General features: G+C 40.2%; 16 protein-coding genes. 5 read left to right on the plus strand and 11 right to left on the minus strand.

Annotated features, from left to right (window positions below):
- Positions 1-36: 36 nt before the first annotated feature.
- Genes betA through betI form a run of 3 tightly spaced genes read right to left on the minus strand, consistent with a single transcriptional unit; the run spans position 37 to position 3,762 of the window.
- On the minus strand, positions 37-1,707 hold the full coding sequence (betA, locus tag H5163_RS12700; RefSeq protein ID WP_182735275.1) for a choline dehydrogenase: 1,671 nt from the start codon (positions 1,705-1,707) through the stop codon (positions 37-39).
- Positions 1,707-3,170 (minus strand): betaine-aldehyde dehydrogenase, encoded by a 1,464-nt coding sequence (betB, locus tag H5163_RS12705; protein ID WP_182735276.1) that lies wholly within the window; start codon positions 3,168-3,170, stop codon positions 1,707-1,709. The genes betA and betB overlap by 1 nt, the downstream gene beginning before the upstream one ends.
- A gap of 1 nt (position 3,171) precedes the next feature.
- Complete coding sequence (gene betI / locus H5163_RS12710; protein ID WP_145240806.1) at positions 3,172-3,762, minus strand: transcriptional regulator BetI; 591 nt, start codon at positions 3,760-3,762, stop codon at positions 3,172-3,174.
- Positions 3,763-4,060: 298 nt separating this feature from the next.
- Here betI and H5163_RS12715 point away from each other — a divergent pair, with 298 nt between their 5' ends.
- The 4 genes from H5163_RS12715 to H5163_RS12730 are packed head-to-tail and all read left to right on the plus strand — an operon-like array spanning position 4,061 to position 7,089.
- Positions 4,061-4,285, plus strand: coding sequence for a DUF4177 domain-containing protein (locus tag H5163_RS12715; protein WP_145240804.1), 225 nt, complete (start codon positions 4,061-4,063; stop codon positions 4,283-4,285).
- A 4-nt stretch (positions 4,286-4,289) separates the two neighbouring features.
- A complete protein-coding gene (gene yidD / locus H5163_RS12720; protein ID WP_220491300.1) occupies positions 4,290-4,502 on the plus strand; it encodes a membrane protein insertion efficiency factor YidD in 213 nt (70 codons plus the stop codon).
- 14 nt (positions 4,503-4,516) lie between these two features.
- Positions 4,517-4,885 (plus strand): TM2 domain-containing protein, encoded by a 369-nt coding sequence (locus H5163_RS12725; RefSeq protein WP_182718001.1) that lies wholly within the window; start codon positions 4,517-4,519, stop codon positions 4,883-4,885.
- Positions 4,886-4,938: 53 nt separating this feature from the next.
- Positions 4,939-7,089 (plus strand): exonuclease domain-containing protein, encoded by a 2,151-nt coding sequence (locus H5163_RS12730; protein WP_182735277.1) that lies wholly within the window; start codon positions 4,939-4,941, stop codon positions 7,087-7,089.
- Positions 7,090-7,189: 100 nt separating this feature from the next.
- On the opposite strand, the gene H5163_RS12735 is transcribed toward H5163_RS12730, so the two are convergent.
- From H5163_RS12735 to H5163_RS12760, 6 genes are all read right to left on the minus strand, one after another.
- On the minus strand, positions 7,190-8,710 hold the full coding sequence (locus H5163_RS12735) for a hypothetical protein (protein ID WP_182735278.1): 1,521 nt from the start codon (positions 8,708-8,710) through the stop codon (positions 7,190-7,192).
- Positions 8,710-9,615 (minus strand): ABC transporter ATP-binding protein, encoded by a 906-nt coding sequence (locus tag H5163_RS12740; RefSeq protein WP_182735279.1) that lies wholly within the window; start codon positions 9,613-9,615, stop codon positions 8,710-8,712. Before H5163_RS12740 ends, H5163_RS12735 begins: the two co-directional genes overlap by 1 nt.
- Before the next feature lie 222 nt (positions 9,616-9,837).
- The gene (locus H5163_RS12745) at positions 9,838-11,013 is read right to left on the minus strand and encodes a hypothetical protein (protein WP_259399814.1); all 1,176 of its coding nucleotides are present in this window, start codon (positions 11,011-11,013) and stop codon (positions 9,838-9,840) included.
- A gap of 19 nt (positions 11,014-11,032) precedes the next feature.
- Positions 11,033-12,445: an MBOAT family protein gene (locus tag H5163_RS12750; RefSeq protein WP_145240790.1), complete on the minus strand. Its 1,413-nt coding sequence runs from the start codon at positions 12,443-12,445 to the stop codon at positions 11,033-11,035.
- Positions 12,446-12,668: 223 nt separating this feature from the next.
- Positions 12,669-14,213 carry a M56 family metallopeptidase gene (locus tag H5163_RS12755; protein ID WP_182731137.1) on the minus strand — a complete coding sequence of 515 codons (1,545 nt, stop codon included), beginning with the start codon at positions 14,211-14,213 and terminating at the stop codon, positions 12,669-12,671.
- Between the two features lie 26 nt (positions 14,214-14,239).
- The gene (locus H5163_RS12760) at positions 14,240-14,620 is read right to left on the minus strand and encodes a BlaI/MecI/CopY family transcriptional regulator (RefSeq protein WP_145240786.1); all 381 of its coding nucleotides are present in this window, start codon (positions 14,618-14,620) and stop codon (positions 14,240-14,242) included.
- Positions 14,621-14,820: 200 nt separating this feature from the next.
- Between H5163_RS12760 and H5163_RS12765 the strand changes: the two genes are divergently transcribed.
- On the plus strand, positions 14,821-15,600 hold the full coding sequence (locus H5163_RS12765; protein WP_145240784.1) for a DUF2189 domain-containing protein: 780 nt from the start codon (positions 14,821-14,823) through the stop codon (positions 15,598-15,600).
- A 71-nt stretch (positions 15,601-15,671) separates the two neighbouring features.
- Here the strand turns inward: H5163_RS12765 and H5163_RS12770 are convergent, their stop codons facing one another.
- Together H5163_RS12770 and H5163_RS12775 are read right to left on the minus strand one after the other, a co-directional pair.
- Complete coding sequence (locus H5163_RS12770) at positions 15,672-16,208, minus strand: cytochrome b (RefSeq protein ID WP_145240782.1); 537 nt, start codon at positions 16,206-16,208, stop codon at positions 15,672-15,674.
- Complete coding sequence (locus H5163_RS12775; protein ID WP_182735281.1) at positions 16,208-17,254, minus strand: catalase family peroxidase; 1,047 nt, start codon at positions 17,252-17,254, stop codon at positions 16,208-16,210. Before H5163_RS12775 ends, H5163_RS12770 begins: the two co-directional genes overlap by 1 nt.
- Positions 17,255-17,486 lie beyond the last annotated feature (232 nt).

The raw sequence follows: 17,486 nt of genomic DNA on the forward strand, positions 1-17,486 counted from the left end.
AGCCCCAAGGTACAAAATGTACCCCAGGTGGCCTGGTTAGATCTCCGAACTACGCTGCACAGTTTGCCATTGAGATTCAACAGCAACCTTTGCTTGCGATTTACTAAGTGGTGGCTTACCTAAAATTAGATCAGCCGCTTTTTCTGCCACCATAATGGTTGGCGCATTTAAATTTCCGTTAGGAACCGTTGGGAAGATTGATGAATCCACCACATGCAGTCCCTCAATGCCATGTACTTGAGTGTTTGAGTTTACTACTGCCAGTTCATCTTCACCCATTTTGCATGAACATGAAGGATGGTAAGCACTCTCAACTGCCTGACGTACAAAAGCATCTATTTGTTCATCGGTTTGAATCTCTTTACCTGGTTGGATTTCGCCATCGCGGTAATCATCAAACGCACTTTGCTCAATGATTTCACGCGTTAAACGCACACAGGCTCTAAACCCTTCAATATCATCTTGATGCTGTAAATAGTTAAATTGGATCTTAGGTGCAACCGTTGGATCAGCCGATTTAATTGTTACTGCACCGCGGCTTTTAGGCTTGTTATGCCCTACATGGACCTGAAAACCATGGCCATCAAAAGCACTTTTACCGTCATAACGAATTGCCGCAGGTAAAAAGTGATATTGAATATCAGGCCACTCAACCCCCGGTTTTGAGCGAATAAATGCACAAGATTCAAAATGATTAGTCGCCCCAAGACCGCTGCGGTTTAATAACCAACGCGCGCCAATAAGGCCCTTTGAAATAAGGCCAAGCTTGCCGTTTAAGGTAATTGGCTGCTTACACTTATACTGGAAATAAAACTCCAAGTGATCTTGCAGGTTTTGCCCAACCCCGGGTAAATGGTGCTTAACCTCGATACCCGCTGCTTTAAGTATTTCGCTGTCGCCAATACCAGAAAGTTGCAATAAATGCGGTGAACCAATCGGACCGGCACTTAAAATAACGTCTTTACTGGCCTTTGCTTTAACAATATCGCCATTAACTTTGTACTGCACACCAACGGCTTTTTTACCTTCAAGCAACACCTTTTCAGCCAACGCACCAGTAACAATAACTAAGTTTTTACGTGACTTCACTGGGTCTAAATATTCACGACTTGCAGAGCTGCGCACACCGTCTTTAACGGTCATGTGCATTGGACCAAAACCCTCTTGCTGCGCTGCGTTATAATCGTCAGTGGCTGCATATCCGGCTTGCTGGCCCGCTTTGATAAAGGCTTTATAAAGCGGGTTCGCCATTTCGTTACCGTTGTTCACACCCAAAGGGCCGCTATCACCACGATAGTCGTTTTTACCTAAATAGAATGATTCTGCTTTTTGAAAATACGGTAAACAGGATTGATAATCCCACCCTTGTGCACCATGTTGTTGCCATTCATCAAAGTCTTTAGCATGGCCACGTACATACACCATGCCATTGATAGATGATGAGCCACCTAACACTTTGCCACGCGGGCAGTGCATTTGACGATCATCTAGATACGGTTCAGCTTCACTATGAAACTGCCACGCGTATTTATCTGAATTCATCGGAATTGATAGCGCGGTAGGCATTTTAATAAAAATGCTTTTATCGCTGCCGCCAGTCTCTAATAGTAAAACGCGGTTGCGGCTATCTTCGGATAAACGATTAGCCAGTACACAGCCCGCCGACCCTGCACCCACTATGATGTAATCATACGTTAGTGCAGTCATTAAAATGGGCTCTCTATATTAGTCATACCGACATAAATCGATTTAGTTTGGGTGTAATGATCAAGTGTTTCAATGCCATTTTCACGACCGATACCTGACTGCTTATAACCGCCCACAGGCATTTCTGCTGGCGAATTGCCGTAGCTGTTGATCCAACAAATACCTGCTTGCAGCTGATGAATAACACGGTGTGCGCGCTTAATATCTTTGGTAAACACGCCTGCAGCAAGGCCTAAGTGAGTATCGTTAGCACGGTGAATTACATCATCTTCGTCATCAAACGTTAATACGCTCATTACGGGACCAAAGATTTCTTCTTTGACGATCGTCATATCATCAGTGCAATCAATAAATACCGTCGGTGCAACAAAGTAACCGTTGGGTGCAGAGGCTGGGCTAAGTGTTTTACCACCCGTTAATAACGCTGCACCTTCGCTGATGCCTTTATCGATATAGCTCATCACTAATTGTTGATGCTTTTTGGAAATTAATGCGCCAAAGTTAACGTTAGGATCGAGTGGATCGCCCGCTATAATATTTTCTTCAGTGCGTGTTTTAAGCTCATCAATAAATTGCTGATAAACATTTTTGTGTACATAAATACGGGTGCAGTTAGTGCAAATTTCACCTTGCGTATAAAAATTACCTAACATTGCAGCACTTACTGCCTGTGAAATATCGGCATCATCAAATACTAGCAGTGGTGATTTACCACCAAGTTCCATGGTGACATCTTTTAATGAACCCGCAGCACTAGCAACTACTTTTTTACCTGTGCCTACTTCGCCGGTAAACGATACTTTCTCAATATCAGCTGATTGTGTTAACCACTGGCCGACTTCTGCTGCACCTTGCACCACGTTAAACACACCCGCTGGTACACCCGCTTCGATGAATATTTCGGCAAGCTTAATTGCGCCAAGTGGCGTTTCTTCAGAAGGTTTAAAAATAAATGCATTTCCGGCAGCCAAAGCTGGGCCGGATTTCCAACAAGCGATTTGCAGCGGGTAGTTCCACGCACCGATTCCGGCACAAATCCCTAATGGCTCTTTACGGGTATAATAAAAATCTTCGCCAACCATTTGCTGCTGGCCAACTTGGGCAGGTGCTAGCCCTGCAAAATACTCGATTACATCAGCGCCAGTTTGCACATCAACACACTCGGCTTCTTGCCATGGTTTACCGGTATCTAGCACTTCTATTTTTGCAAGTAAATCATTACGCTCGCGCAATAATGCAACCGCTTTTAGTAAGATACGACTACGTTCAATCGGACTCATAGTTGACCATGCAGCAAATCCTTGTTTAGCACTTTGAATAGCCGCATTTTGAATAAACGCATCTGCCACTTCTACATAATAAATTACGTCATCTGTTGCTGGGTTTTTAACTGCAAATGTTTCGCCACTTTGATTTTTTAAAAAGTGACCATTGATAAAGTTTTGATAAACAGGTGTTGTCACATTAAGCTCCATACTGTTTGATAAGTGAACATACAAAGTTTTTTGCTAGCTGTTCACAATGTGCAAATTGATCTTGATCAGACTTACTTAGTACCGCTCTTAACCATAAGCCATCGATCATTGCCGCACATAATTGCGCTGCAAGTTTGGCTTCATCATCACCCATCAATTGTTTAAATGAGCTGACTAAATTACTAAGAAGTCGTCGGCTATTTACGTTCTGTAAGCGATGCAACTGAACATCGTGCATCGATTGCGCCCAAAAGCTTAACCAAGTTTTAGTGGTATCGCTGCGCTGTTGTAATCTGGCAAAGTTAGCTTCTATTATCAGCATTAACCTTTGCTCAGGGGTCGTTGTTGGCGTTACTTGTTTGATCAGCTCGTGTTTTAGATTGGTTAATAAATAACGCACAGTGGCTTCTATCAAGCCCTGCTTACCACCAAAATAATGACTAATAATGCCCGACGATAATCCTGCTTTTTTACTGATACTATTAATGGTTGTTGCTTGTAAGCCAAATTCAGCAACCGAACTAATAGTAGCGTCAATTAACTGCTGACGACGGACAGGTTCCATTCCAACTTTAGGCATATTTTTATTAATTGAACGTTCAATAAAAATAAAGGTTAAAGTAATGGAACTGATAATTCAAGGTTGACAAACTGTGAATAGGCTAAAATGAAGAGAGCTAAGTGACCCTAAGTAACTGTCCTAGCGTTGATAAATCGGCTTAGAAAAAAGTTGCGAAAAAAATCGAAAAACAGCTGCTTTTTAAGTAAATGCGAAAAAAATCAGCTATATTAGGTTGAAAATCATATCTGGTTAGTCTCAGGTATCACTTTTAAAATCACAGAATTATCTATCAAAAAAACAAACTACAGGAAACTCGATGTCTAATTTTAATGAATATAAAGTATTGCATGTTGTTGAGGGTGGCTGTGGCACATTGCTGCTAGGTTCGAGCGGGTTACCACTTAAAAGGCTAGAAGCAACACTTAATGATGAAGCACAAAATGGCTGGCAACTGGTATTTCAGGTTATCGAAAGCAAACGTTTTTTGCTATTTTGGTCACGCGAAGCTGTGATCTTAACGTTAGGCAGAAACCGTGCTTAAAGCAATGACGCTTAGTGCAATTCGCCGCTATCAAAAAAATGGCGGCGCTAAGGCACATTTTAATATTAGTTGTAATTTCAGTCCTTCCTGCTCAGAGTTTACTCATCAAGCAATTACTAAATATGGGCTAGTGAAAGGTCTGTTTATTGGCGTAAAAAGAATACGGCGTTGCAATAACCCCGACTGTGTAACCGTAAAATCCGATCCACTTCCTTGAGGCTTATTAATGCCATGACATCAGAACAACTAAATGCTCAAGAAGAGCAGCTTCGTTCAGAAGTAAATGCATTGTCCCCTGAACAGCGTAAACTATTTTACCAGCAAGAAAAGCGTCTCGTTAAAGACCCTGATACTTATGCGGTACTGAATTGGTTTTTTGCCGCAGGTTTACACCACTTTTACTTAGGTAGATTTCAACGTGGTGCGGTGAATTTAACGCTGATGCTAATTGGCATACTCACTATTTATAGCTTTGGCGTATTTTTAATCATCGTCGTTTTGTTAATTGAATTACCACAGCTTTTTAAGAGTCAACGCATCGTCCATCAATATAACAATCAAGTTATGGCTGATATTCTAAAACAACTAACCGACTCTTGATTACTTAAAGCAAATGCTAGATACTGTTTTTTTATACAGTTACGGTGTGTGTTATGAAAAAAGAATTACCCGAAAAATATTATTTAGCCCACTTTAAAGAGCTAATAACATTTATCGACACTCAATGCAGACACTTATTAGAGCAAAAACACGTCGATTTCATTAATAAAGCAAACCGACTTACTGAGCAAGGCCAGTGCATGCTGGCACGCATTTATTCTCGTAAACCTTTACTCGTAGCAATCACCACACTTAATTATAATGAAATAGACAGCCCTGCACTGGCACTCGAAGAGCTAAAAACAGCACAGCTCATTAGTCATCCAAATTACACCGACTATCAACACGTACTCGCACATCTAACTAAACCCGCATTGCTAGCACTACTCGCGCCTTTCGATATCCAACCTAGTATTAAAAAAAGCGTCACTAAAGCACAACTGGTAGCACAGACTTGCGATTTTTTTGCTACTAAGCCGGAACATTTAACCTGCCTTTATAACCAGTTTGTTATTAATAACCGCTTTGCTGTGTATGAATACTTTGAATTTCTATACATAGGCCGCTTAAGCACTGGTGATATTAACCATCAAAATAGCTTTGTACTGCGTGATTTGGGCCTAAGAACCACACGAGAAAACCATACAGTAAGTTTAGCTCGCTTTGATACACGTGAAGAGGCGCAATCTAACTACGCGCTAAATCGTTATCGCATGGCATTTAAAAGCGCGCAAAGTGATGACGAATATCAAGCTTTAGCTATTGAGCTTATTAATCAACCGGCCGAAGGTACATTAGCAGTCAACCTTAAAAACAAGCTCCTTTTACGACTTCACCAACAACTAAAAAAATATAATATTGAGCTGTGTTTTACACTTTTAAATGCCTGTGAAAATAGCGCTGAAGCAACTGAATTACAAATACGCGAGCAATACCGCCAAGGTAATAAAGAGTGGGTAAAAATCCAGCTTGAAACCATCATCGAAGATCCGCTCACTGATGATTTACTGTATTTTGCTGATGACTTTTTAATGCGTAAATTTAACAAGCAAACTCGCTCTCGCTTAAGTGCAATGCTCGCCGATACGCAATGTGTTATTGAAATTGACGAAGTTTATCGAAACGATGTAGAGCAAGGTGTTACAGAACACTACACTCAACAAGGGTTAACTGTTTTTTATACCGAAAATACGCTTTGGCAGAGCCTTTTTGGTTTAGTTTTTTGGCGCGAGCTTTATATAGATACTCCCACCCCACCTTGCAATGAGTTTGATATGTTTCCACAATCATTGAGAACCGACTGCTTTTATCATACCCAACACCAACAAATTGAAGCACTACTAGCAAACTGGCAAACACCGGATGATTTACTAAAACACGTTTGTAAAAGTGCCGCCCGTTATTTTGAGCAAGCTAATGGGCTGTTTCGCTGGCATAGCGAGCTATTACGACCATTAGAAGTGCTGATTTTAAATAGCTCATTAGCAGCGCTAAAAAGTCACTTAAAGAATATGACCATGCGCTTTATGCAGCTTAAAGATGGTTACCCTGATTTGATGGTGCTAAATGGTAATAAACTCCATTTTGAAGAAGTAAAAGCCCCAGGTGATAAATTAAGACGTAATCAGCTAACAACGATTGATTGCCTCAAAAATAATGGATTCAATGTACACATTGCGGCCGTAAAATGGGTTAATGATCCCAATCGTATTTACAGCGTGGTCGACATTGAAACCACTGGTAGTTTAAAAGGCGGCAATCGGATCACCGAAATTGGCATAGTTAAAATGCAACACGGCAAAGTAATTGATACTTGGTCAACACTTATCAACCCGCAAATGCGCATTCCTAAGTTTATAGTGTCTTTAACCGGTATTAATGACGCAATGGTAGCAACTGCACCACGCTTTACTGAAATAGCTGAGACTTTACTTAATAAACTAAAAGGCACTATTTTTGTGGCTCACAATGTAAACTTTGATTACGGCTTTATTCGTAAAGAATGTGAAATGGCAGGTATCCACTTTAAAATGCCCAAATTATGTACTGTGGTTGAATCTCGCAAAGCGTTTGCTGGTTTAAAATCATACTCTTTAGGTAACCTCAGTGCGCATTTTGACTTAAACCTGACAAGCCATCACCGAGCACTCGCTGATGCCAGCGCAACCGCTGAGTTACTTTTGCTTATAAAAAAATTTAACTAACTTAATAACTTAAGCTTTTAGCGCAAATGACCCAAAGCCAGCTTTTGCTAAATAAAAGCAAGGTATTGATTGCAACCCTCCCAGTACCTCGCTATAGAAGTCAACGCGTCTGTCTAATACTTACCGTTAGCATTAATAACCCAACTGCAATACCCAAAAAGTAATAAGGCATTCCTGCATCCCAACTCGCTTGACTGTTCACCCCTAAAAAGTCTAAATATAGTCCACCTTGCAGAGGTCCTATGTACCAAATGACTAGAAACACAACTTCAAACATTCGTTTTGACTGCGTAAATGTACCGCAAAAATAGGCCAACGAAACCATAAACGAAATAGCCACAAACAATTGCACCAGCAACAACCACTCAGCTATGACTACAAACCGCGCAATACTGCCTATACAGGCAAAGGCTAACAATCCCCAACCAGCACTGAAACTAGCCATACTTTGTAATAGCGGTGATTGCTTGCTATAAGCCATAATTTCAATAGTATTTGTTTGCCTCTCTAGCTGCCCTAACGGCGATATAACCAATACACACCACAACAATGACATAGGTAAAAAAAGACTCAGCAACAGGTTCTGATCAACAAAAACTTGGCACACATTCAAAATGACCAATCCGATGAGCCACAGATTTGTTTGCCCTTTAAGCATTAACTTAAACTCTAATCGTAATAAGCGTGTAACAGCGAATGACTTAGTTGCGCCAACAAATATTCTATCGAGTATTCCTGTGACTTTTTCAATTACGCTAACTATTCGCCATTGCTTTTTAATCTCGTTCATTGAGCCATTACTAAAACGATCAAAAAATAAAAATGCTAAGCTTAGAGCTATTGAGCTGACTATCAATAAAGGCAACATTCCTTGGAAGTGCACAGCACTTGGCTCAAACCCATGCCAAACAAATGTTTTTACAGATTCACTAGCTGTTATGCCAACATTGGTACCACCCTGCTCTGTTGGAAAACGCGCAGCAACCTCTATATCTAAACTTTCAAGCACTGCACCAATGCCTGATACTCCTTCAATACTTTGCGTTATCGAGCCAACCCACAAGAAAAAATATACCACATTACCTAACCCCCCTTTGAGCCACGTTATCGACTCAAATAAAATAGCGATTGATGCAATTGCTAATAACAAAGGTAAAACAAACACTAATTGCGGCCAAACGAGTGCCCACACATCAACCTGATAGCTTTCGCCATAATAAAGCTGTATCAATACACTACTGAGCAACATCGCCAATACAATTGAAAGTAAAATCAGTATATTTACCCCCCACTTAGCGAATAGAAAAGCCTGTTTGCTAATCGACGTTGCTGCAATAAGCTCACACGTTTTTGATTGCCTGTCTAACTCAAGTGCATTTTTAACCAAGTAAAAGCAAATAATTGGTAAGAACATAACATTTAGCATAGCTAAACATACACCAATCCACGCGCTGTTATAAATGCCGCGGTAGCCATTAATCACTAGTGTTTGGTACTGCGCATCAGGGGACGGAAAATACAATAACGTTAATACAGACATAGCCAACAAGGTCACCATATAACTTTGTTGTCGTGTGCGTTGTTTAAAGTCAGCGACCATACATTGCCAAATCTGTTTCATTAACCGATCCTCGCTGCGCTGCGAGGTGCTGGTTGCTCGCTAGTAAAATACAAGTAAGCATCTTCGAGTGATGCCGCCCGTACCGTGGCTTTAGAATCAGGGCAATGATCCGCAACAAGGTTTAATTCAAGCTTTCCTTCTTTTCGAATGCTGTGGCTAACAATATACTCATGCTGGATCTGTTTCAGATCCGATGGTTCAATCGTTAATGTCCAACATTTTTCAGCCACTTTTTGCTGTAATACATTCGCTGTTACTGATTGAATAAGTGCGCCACCGCGCATAATGGCAATGCGGTCCGCAATCGATTCAACATCTGACACTATATGCGTGGAGAATATAATGCAACGATCCGCCGCAAGCTCAGTCAATAACTGCCTAAAGTTGGCTCGTTCATGCGGATCAAGACCAACCGTCGGCTCGTCAATGATCAATAATTTAGGATCATTTAATAACGCCTGCGCAATTCCAATGCGTTGTTTCATGCCTCCAGAGTAACCTTTTAGCGGCTGATGTGCGGCGTGGGTTAAATTAAGCTTATTCAGCAAATCATCAATAACACTATTGGCATGTGCATTTTCAAGCCCTTTAAGCCCTGCCATATATTGCAAAAATTCAAACCCCGACAGTTGTTCATACACGCCAAAATATTGAGGTAAATAGCCCAGCTCTTTGCGTAACAATTGTGGTGATTTAACAATATCTTGGCCTTGCCATAAAATAACACCTTGTGTTGGCTTAGTAATGGTAGCCAGAATTCTCATCAAACTAGATTTTCCAGCTCCATTAGGGCCTAACAAGGCTAAAATCCCAGGTTCAACTTGCAAAGATAATGTATTAATTGCGCATTTTGCATCTTTGCTTTTATTATATTGATGACGTAATGATTGAATATCTAATAGCATGAGTGTCTATTCCTAATTAAGTTACACTCATTCAGCAAATATTAAGCCATGTAAATAACAATTAATAATCAATAACTTAAGCTTTAAACTTTTTAAAAAAACAATATTGAATAACAACTCTTACCAAATAATGGCGAAAAACATCAACGTGATAAGTTAACGTGTAGTCATTTTTCTCACCCGCTGATGCATTTAACTTATTCAGTCTAACCACAGTAAAAACTAAAACAAACTTTGATACTGCTCTATTAGATAATCTGTGTAAGCAATATCGCCACGATAACGCGATAAATGCGTGGTATCACGGTACATTTGCGGGGTTATTTGCGGTATATTTTGATGGTTTTTCATTTTAATACCAGTGGCTTGCTCTATTTGCGCTATTACTTCTGCTAAACGTTTTTCAGCCTCTGGTGTTGTTTTTATCCACTTACTGTTTTTTGGCAGCATGATCACTTCAACGTTCTCAGATACACGTTGAAAGTTTTTTACAATATTAATAAAATGCGTAACCAATAATGGTTGAAAATGAAGCTGCTCTATATCTGCACTGCGAATACGACTAAGGCGATCGTTTTTCATTTCGTTATCAGTTTGCGTAACGTGGTAATAGTCGTTAAATATAGCTAACGTTTCTGCTGATCGCTCTTGTGGGATTGTACCGCCCCCTTGCCATTCATAGCTCCATTCTGCGTCCTTATAATTAGGATATTCTTCTACAAATTTTTCACCGAGTAAACGTCCTAAGCGGCGACGCTGCGCAATAGTTTCATCATCATCTTTAAACGTTTGATGCGATTTAGGTGGAAACATCTCTCGACCCAAAAAACTGGTGATCATTTCAGCTGAAATATTGCCGCGCAAATATTTTATATTGAATAATCGTACGCCACGAGTAAGATCATTTTTTGCAATTACCATTAACTCCTGATCATTAGCGAGTAAAGTTAAAAATGAGTCTAAAACTGGGGTCGCTCTGCTCCAGCGCGTTTGCGTGGTTTGAAAAGGATTAAACTCAATCATGGTTAGCTTTATTTTGCGATCTTCTTTGACAAATTCATCCGCAATACGTCGTGATAAAAAATCTTGAAAGTACGGGTTTAGCCCACCAAAGCCAAAGTTAAATGATTTAACTTGCTTACCCCGCTGCGCTAAATCAGCATCAAATTTTCGTGGCGAAAATCCGGCACGCGTCATTGATGAGCCAAAAAACATCACAACATCGTTTGGTTCTTTCACTATTTGTGGCAAAGCTGCACGTGACTCAGTAACCCTTGCTATTGCGCCTTGAGTATTTGCTCCCATCCCATGCAAAATAAGATGAATACCGACAAGTGCGAAAGCCATGCATAAGCCAATAACAAGAATCGACTTTCCATATAATTTTTGTGATGTCATTGCTACTCTACCTTGATGATTAGAATTGGAAATAGATAAACTCATTGCTTGGCTCCCCGATAAATAAACATACCCCTTGCCCTAACATCATTAACAGCCAAAATAACCAGGGTTTATTTTCCAGCTTGTCAGCGCCCTTTATTACGTAAAAATCCATAATATGTACAAGTAATACCCACACACTGGTCATTACAAAAATAGTCATTGCGTTGCTTCCAGCTGCTATTGTTGAATTAAATACATGTAAATTAGTAATAATATCTATGGCAGAAGTTAAGTCGTTGGCTGCAAAAAACACCCAACCTATAAGGACTAAATAAAACGTGATGGCCCACTTAATAAAAGTTACAAACAGTGCATTGGATTGATTAAAACGTGCAAATATTTTCAGCCCTGCTAAATAGTGCGTAGCAGTGATAATAGCGCCATGAAATGCGCCCCAAGCAACAAAAGTCCACGCTGCGCCATGCCATAAACCACCCAGTAACATAGTTAAAAACACATTACGGGTGCGGTTATTATTTCTGTTCCCGCCTAATGAAATATATAAATAATCTCGTAACCAAGTCGAGAGTGAAATATGCCAACGACGCCAAAAATCAACCGGAGAAAGTGCGAAGTAAGGCACTCTAAAATTAAGTGGAATACTAAAACCGAGTATCAGCGCAATACCAATTGCCATATCGGTATAACCCGAAAAGTCACCGTATATCTGCCCTGCAAATGCCAATACGCCAGTCCAAAGCTCCAGTGTGCTTATGGGGCCTTTTGCCTCAAAAGCATGTTGTGCAGGGATAGCCAATATATCTGCACCAGTTTTTTTAATCAGCCCCACAGTGATCAGCAAAAAACCATGTTTTACAGCAGTGTACTTAGGCAAGGCGATGGCGTGCATTTGTGGCAAAATATGACTTGCACGAAGAATTGGGCCTGCAACCAGTTGTGGGAAAAACGATAAAGCAGCAACAAATTCAACTAAGCCTTTACGTGGTTTCATATCGCCACGGTAAACATCAATGGTGTAACTTAAACTTTGAAAAGTATAAAAAGAAATACCAACAGGCAGTACCCACCCTAATGTCTCAATGGAGGCATTGTAACCAAGCGTAGATAACAGCTCAGACACAGAATTGAGTACAAAGTCAGCATATTTAAACACCGCTAATAACCCTAAATTAAGCACCACAGATAACGTAACCCATTGCTTTTTACGTTGCTGCGTTGATGCTTTATATATAGCTTGAGCAATAAAGTAATCGGCTACCCCACTGCCCACCAGCAAGGGAATAAAACTATAATTCCACGCGCCATAAAAAACTAAGCTGCCGACTAAAATCAAATACACTTTGGGTTTTTGTTTTAAAAAAACAAAACCGTAAAACAAAATAAAAATGGCAAAAAACCAAAAGAATATGGGGGTATTAAATATCATGTTGCCCCCTTACATTTTGTTCAATAATTGTTCTTTGGTAACGAGTAAACATACTGTTTTCCTTTATTCAGAGCGAGTTTGGTTGACCCACTAAAAGTAGGGGGAAAACCAATCAATAATTAATTGAAGTAATTTAAATAAATTTGACGCAGGCTGACTTGCATTCGCTCATCAGCCAAGTTAGATCAACGCATTCAGGGGGGCGAGTGAAGTAATATGTGATTCATTGGCGTGCTCCATTAGCTATTAGTAACGCTTTAATTGACTCTGTGCGAGCACGATTAAGGGGGGTACGTCGCTGGTAACCATCAGATGCTCCTGTAGTAACCGCTAAGTTTACATCAGCGCCCCGTGATATTAATAATTGGCTCATATCGTAAAAACCAAAATATGCAGCATTTATAAGGGCCGTTTCATCACGCGGTACAATTGCATTTATATCAGCGCCGTTATCAAGTAAAAGCGTAGCCAATTCAATGTTATTATTCATCGCAGCAACTATCAGCGGGTTACCATCACCACTTGATGACTGATTTACATCCGCGCCTAAGTCAATTAATGCCTGAGTCATTATTTTGTTATTTTTTTTCACGGCAATCATTAACGCAGTGCCATCACCAATCACTGGTACATTAATATCAACCCCATCATTTCGCAGCACACGTATCGCATCAATATCATTACGCGTGACCGCATTAATTAATAAAGTGCTCTCGAATTGTGGTAACAGTGAATAATGTCGGGCATCTGCTACGGTATGTTTAATACTAATTTTGGGTGAAAATGCCTGCGTTGCTTGAATCGTTGTAGCAGCGAGCACTGCACACACCAAAGCAATTACAGCGATACTTGGCTTTTTAAATTGCTTATTTTCTAACACTGCACCAATGCGATAATTTAGCTCTTTTTTCTTACTAAAAAGCCCCATTGCCAGCACACTCCTTTGCTGCATTACCATTAATTTTGCACAATCAATCAGTGATTGCGCATATTGTTGAGTATTTTTAATTTCATTTACTGCACGTAAGTCACAGGCTATTTCGCGTTCTACATGAATTTGCTTGTTAAGCATGCGTATCACCGGGCTCCACCAAAATAGAATCGCGATGACTTCTTGAAATAAACCAAACCAGTTATCTTTGCGTTTAATATGCGCGTTTTCATGAAGCACTATCGCCAGTAATTGCTCATGCTTGAGTTGCTCGGTAAGGCTTTTTGGAAGAATAATTTTAGGTTGTTTAAACCCTACAACTAAAGGAGAGGATACTTTAGTTGAAGTATAAACCTGTGTATCAATATGGGCAGATAAATGTGGCGCTTTTTCAATTGTTGAGCTTATCAAATAGCGTGTTTGAATATATGATGACAATACTGTAAATACTCGCCAAACGCTGCCTGCAAGCCAGATTAATACGGCTATACTTAGCAAAAATGAAAAATTAAATACGATTTCACTAGGCAAGTGCCAGCTGTTATTCGGCTCATTAATAATACCCGTACTAGCTGTGTTCAACACATTAGGATCTTGTTGAGAAGCAATGGTTTGCGCTGTTGTATTGATCTCTGTATTTTCGTTTTCATTCCCGGTTGTGATCAAGGTAAAAGGGATGACTGTTGCGGTAATTAACGTCGTCATCCACAACCAGCTTTTCAACTCAGCCCCCGATGGAACACATTTATTAATCAACGTAAGTCCCAATAAAAGTATAAAACCAATAACAAGGTGATGAAATGCTAACGTTGTTAATAAGGTATATTCAATCATCATTGTCCTGACGTCCTTTTCTAGGTTTGTTAATCTTTACTTTGGTCAACTTTACGCTGTAATGCTTCTAAATCATCAAGATCAATGTCAGTCTCTTGCATTAAATGCTGTGCCAATACCTTAGGTGAGCCACCAAAAAACTTATTCAGCATCGAAGTTAATGCACTTTGCCGCGCTTCTTTTTGAGTAATCTTTGGTGTGTAAATAAACGCTTTTCCTTCTTTTCTAAAGTCGGCGTAGCCTTTTTCAGCAAGGATCTTACATAACGTTTGTACTGTGGTATAAGCGGTTTTTTTTTCCTTTGATAGTTCATCTGTTATATCGCGCACAGACGCCTCACCACTTTCCCAAAGCACTTCCATAATACTTTGCTCACCATCGGTAAGCTGATTTGATTTATTTCTAGCCATCGTATTTAACCTTTTTAAAGTTCTACTAATTAATTAGTTTTAAATACTATAGCGTGCCCAACTCAATCTATCAACTAATTAATTAGTTTTTAATAATTTAGTAATTAGTACTCGTAATCCAGGCTAAAAAGTTCTTTAAAATTTGTAAATAATGGCTACATGTTCTAAACCTTAAGAGTAGCCTTTAGAGGAAGCCCCTTATGCCGTCAACAAACACAATAGATAAACACTCCGAATTTGCGCGCTGTTTAGAGTGCAATAAGGTCAGCACTTTTGCAGCATTTCATTGGCTGGCACTGGCCTTTAAAGATATGGCCAGAGCCCCTATTTTAAGCTTGATTTATGGGATTGTTTTCACTCTGATCCCGCTGGCAATTGTCTATTTCGCGGTGTTCACTGACAGCTACTTAGTTGTTTTACCAGCCAGTGTCGCATTTGCTCTGATCGGCCCGGTATTTGCGGTAGGTCTCTATGATGTTGCTTGGGAGCTAGAAAAAGGCCACACACCAACACTTAGCCATTCTCTAAAATCAATGTTCAGAAATCCGGTCGGTGAATGGGGATTTGCAATTTTACTGATGGTAATAATGATTATATGGATGCGTCTGGCAGCGATAGTTCATGCACTTTACCCCAGTCATGCTAATCCTACATTTGAAGAACTCTCCGCTTTTTTAACTTTAGGTACCATTATCGGCGGAATTTTGCTTGTTACTGTATTTGCTATTTCAGCATTTACTCCACAAATTATGATGGAAAGACGGGTCGATATAATGACCGCGGTTATGTCATCAATGAATGCCGTTAAAACCAACTTTTCAGCGATGATTGTTTGGTCTGCATGTATTTTTATACTCGTAGCCCTTGGTTTTGTCACTGGTGCTACTGGTTTTATAGTTATTATGCCACTACTTAGCTATGCCAGCTGGCACGGCTATATTGCCGTAATTAAAACCAAAAAAGCCCGCAGCTATGAATAAACTAAAATGCATAAAGGCCAGTAAAACTGGCCTTTTTCTTGGAATGAATACCTAAGTGAGCTTTATTACAGCTACTTTTTGCCTGTCAGCATTGCGCTCATAACGCCATCACGTTTGATTAAACCATGATAAAGCGCGGCACTGATGTGCATAAAAATCATTGCTAAAAACAACCAAGCTACAATGCCATGCATTTCTCGGAAAAATGCAAAGTATTTAATATCAGCGTCAAGCAAATTAGGTAACTGAAATAACCCAAAAAACTGCACTACGCGCCCGTCCGCATTTTGCATTAACCAGCCAGATAGCGGCATCAGTATCATCGCGCAATAAAGCCCAAAGTGAGTGATATGAGCTGCAAACCGCTGCAACCTAGGTAACTCAGTGGGTAAAGTAGGTGTGCAGCTGTACACTTTATTTATTAATCTCAGCACAACTAAAATGAGCGCTAAAATACCGGTAGATTTATGTAAGGTGACAGCCTCAACCTGCCAAACGGCCAAGCTTTGTACCATTGATAACCCTAAAAATAGCATCGATATTAACATCAGCGCCATCACCCAATGTAATAACCGACTGCCTGCTGAGTAGCCCTTATTTGCTGACATTATTCACCTCCGTTTGTTGCGCTAACTTTAGCACCTAACAATGTTTCTTTTGCACGACGACGATAGGACTGCGCATACGCGGCACCACGCGCACGTAAAATCGGATCGGCTGTCGCACTCATACCCTGCGGTAACACCAACGGATCAAAGTTTGCGTCGCCACAGGCTGCGTTTTCTTGGTTGTGCCAAGAAACGATTGATAATGTGCCAGCATTTATCGTCTGTCTATCTGAGGGCCACGGTATAGTTGGATTATTCTCATCATCATTAGACGCCGCTAAGGTAAAAATTAAATCAAATTTAACAGCGTTTTGATCTAAACGTGATGCCAACTCTTGTTGAAGTGCGTTGGCCGATGACGTATCGAGCATCGCAGCATTATTTGTCGCTTTGTGCGGACGCGCAACCCAACGCACAGCTTGTTTATCACCTAGCTCATTATGTAAATAAAACGCATTGATACTGTGATAACGTTCAGCGGCAAAACTATTGGCAGGCACATAGTCAGCTTTCCAATCATTAAATGCTTTACTTTCTGGATGTGCTTTAAAGAACGCTGTTATTTTTTCTGGGTCTCGTTGTTTTGTTATAGGATCCGGTGATAATGCCTGCAATTGCTGAAAAAATGCCTCAGGTGTAGCAACTGCCATTACAGGAGGCGTATTCATAGCAACACGCCATTCATCGACTGTGCCACTGTTTACTGCAAATGCTAGACTGCGCACCGGTGCTTTTAAATCTGGCGCGGTTGGATTATTACCTGCAATTGAGAAACGCCCATAAAATGGCGTACTGCCCTTTTTAAACACCTCTGCGATCGAGTAAGAAGATAGTGCCCCTGTTGATTCAAAATTACCCGTTATACATATACCCTTAGCATGCGCACGACGAAAACCGGCATGTGGTGTGTCACCTTGCTGCAAATCAACAAATTTTTGTGCTGTTACTGCATCACGATTAAATGCGCCTGCAAAATAAAGTGTCGCCGTTGCAAAAACAGCCATCGACCCTAGTAATAAGCTACCTCGATAAAGTATCGCTGGCATACCCAACCTACTGCGTTTAACTTTAGTCATCCTACTCACGACCTCTTGAAATGATTATTGATTATTAGTGCCCACATGCAAAGACCGACGAAAGAGGAAAACTATTTCAACAAATTAAAAAACTTCGCTCTAAAGTTAACTATTACCTCTGTTAGGATTTATTTTTAGACCTAAAGTTGTGCATATTTAGGAGAGATATTGCAATATTCTATATTGGATGAAGTCAATATTT

The sequence above is a fragment of the Pseudoalteromonas sp. SG44-8 genome, assembly GCF_014164125.1.
GTDB lineage: Bacteria > Pseudomonadota > Gammaproteobacteria > Enterobacterales > Alteromonadaceae > Pseudoalteromonas > Pseudoalteromonas rhizosphaerae.

Coding starts and splice junctions, on each gene's coding strand:
- H5163_RS12775 (WP_182735281.1), bottom strand. CDS start 17,254: ATGCCAGCGATACTTTATCGAGGTAGCTTATTACTAGGGTCGATGGCT.
- H5163_RS12730 (WP_182735277.1), top strand. CDS start 4,939: ATGAAAAAAGAATTACCCGAAAAATATTATTTAGCCCACTTTAAAGAG.
- H5163_RS12745 (WP_259399814.1), bottom strand. CDS start 11,013: ATGACATCACAAAAATTATATGGAAAGTCGATTCTTGTTATTGGCTTA.
- betA (WP_182735275.1), bottom strand. CDS start 1,707: ATGACTGCACTAACGTATGATTACATCATAGTGGGTGCAGGGTCGGCG.
- H5163_RS12715 (WP_145240804.1), top strand. CDS start 4,061: ATGTCTAATTTTAATGAATATAAAGTATTGCATGTTGTTGAGGGTGGC.
- yidD (WP_220491300.1), top strand. CDS start 4,290: ATGACGCTTAGTGCAATTCGCCGCTATCAAAAAAATGGCGGCGCTAAG.
- betI (WP_145240806.1), bottom strand. CDS start 3,762: ATGCCTAAAGTTGGAATGGAACCTGTCCGTCGTCAGCAGTTAATTGAC.
- H5163_RS12740 (WP_182735279.1), bottom strand. CDS start 9,615: ATGCTATTAGATATTCAATCATTACGTCATCAATATAATAAAAGCAAA.
- H5163_RS12725 (WP_182718001.1), top strand. CDS start 4,517: ATGACATCAGAACAACTAAATGCTCAAGAAGAGCAGCTTCGTTCAGAA.
- H5163_RS12750 (WP_145240790.1), bottom strand. CDS start 12,445: ATGATATTTAATACCCCCATATTCTTTTGGTTTTTTGCCATTTTTATT.
- H5163_RS12755 (WP_182731137.1), bottom strand. CDS start 14,213: ATGATGATTGAATATACCTTATTAACAACGTTAGCATTTCATCACCTT.
- H5163_RS12770 (WP_145240782.1), bottom strand. CDS start 16,208: ATGTCAGCAAATAAGGGCTACTCAGCAGGCAGTCGGTTATTACATTGG.
- H5163_RS12765 (WP_145240784.1), top strand. CDS start 14,821: ATGCCGTCAACAAACACAATAGATAAACACTCCGAATTTGCGCGCTGT.
- H5163_RS12735 (WP_182735278.1), bottom strand. CDS start 8,710: ATGAAACAGATTTGGCAATGTATGGTCGCTGACTTTAAACAACGCACA.
- H5163_RS12760 (WP_145240786.1), bottom strand. CDS start 14,620: ATGGCTAGAAATAAATCAAATCAGCTTACCGATGGTGAGCAAAGTATT.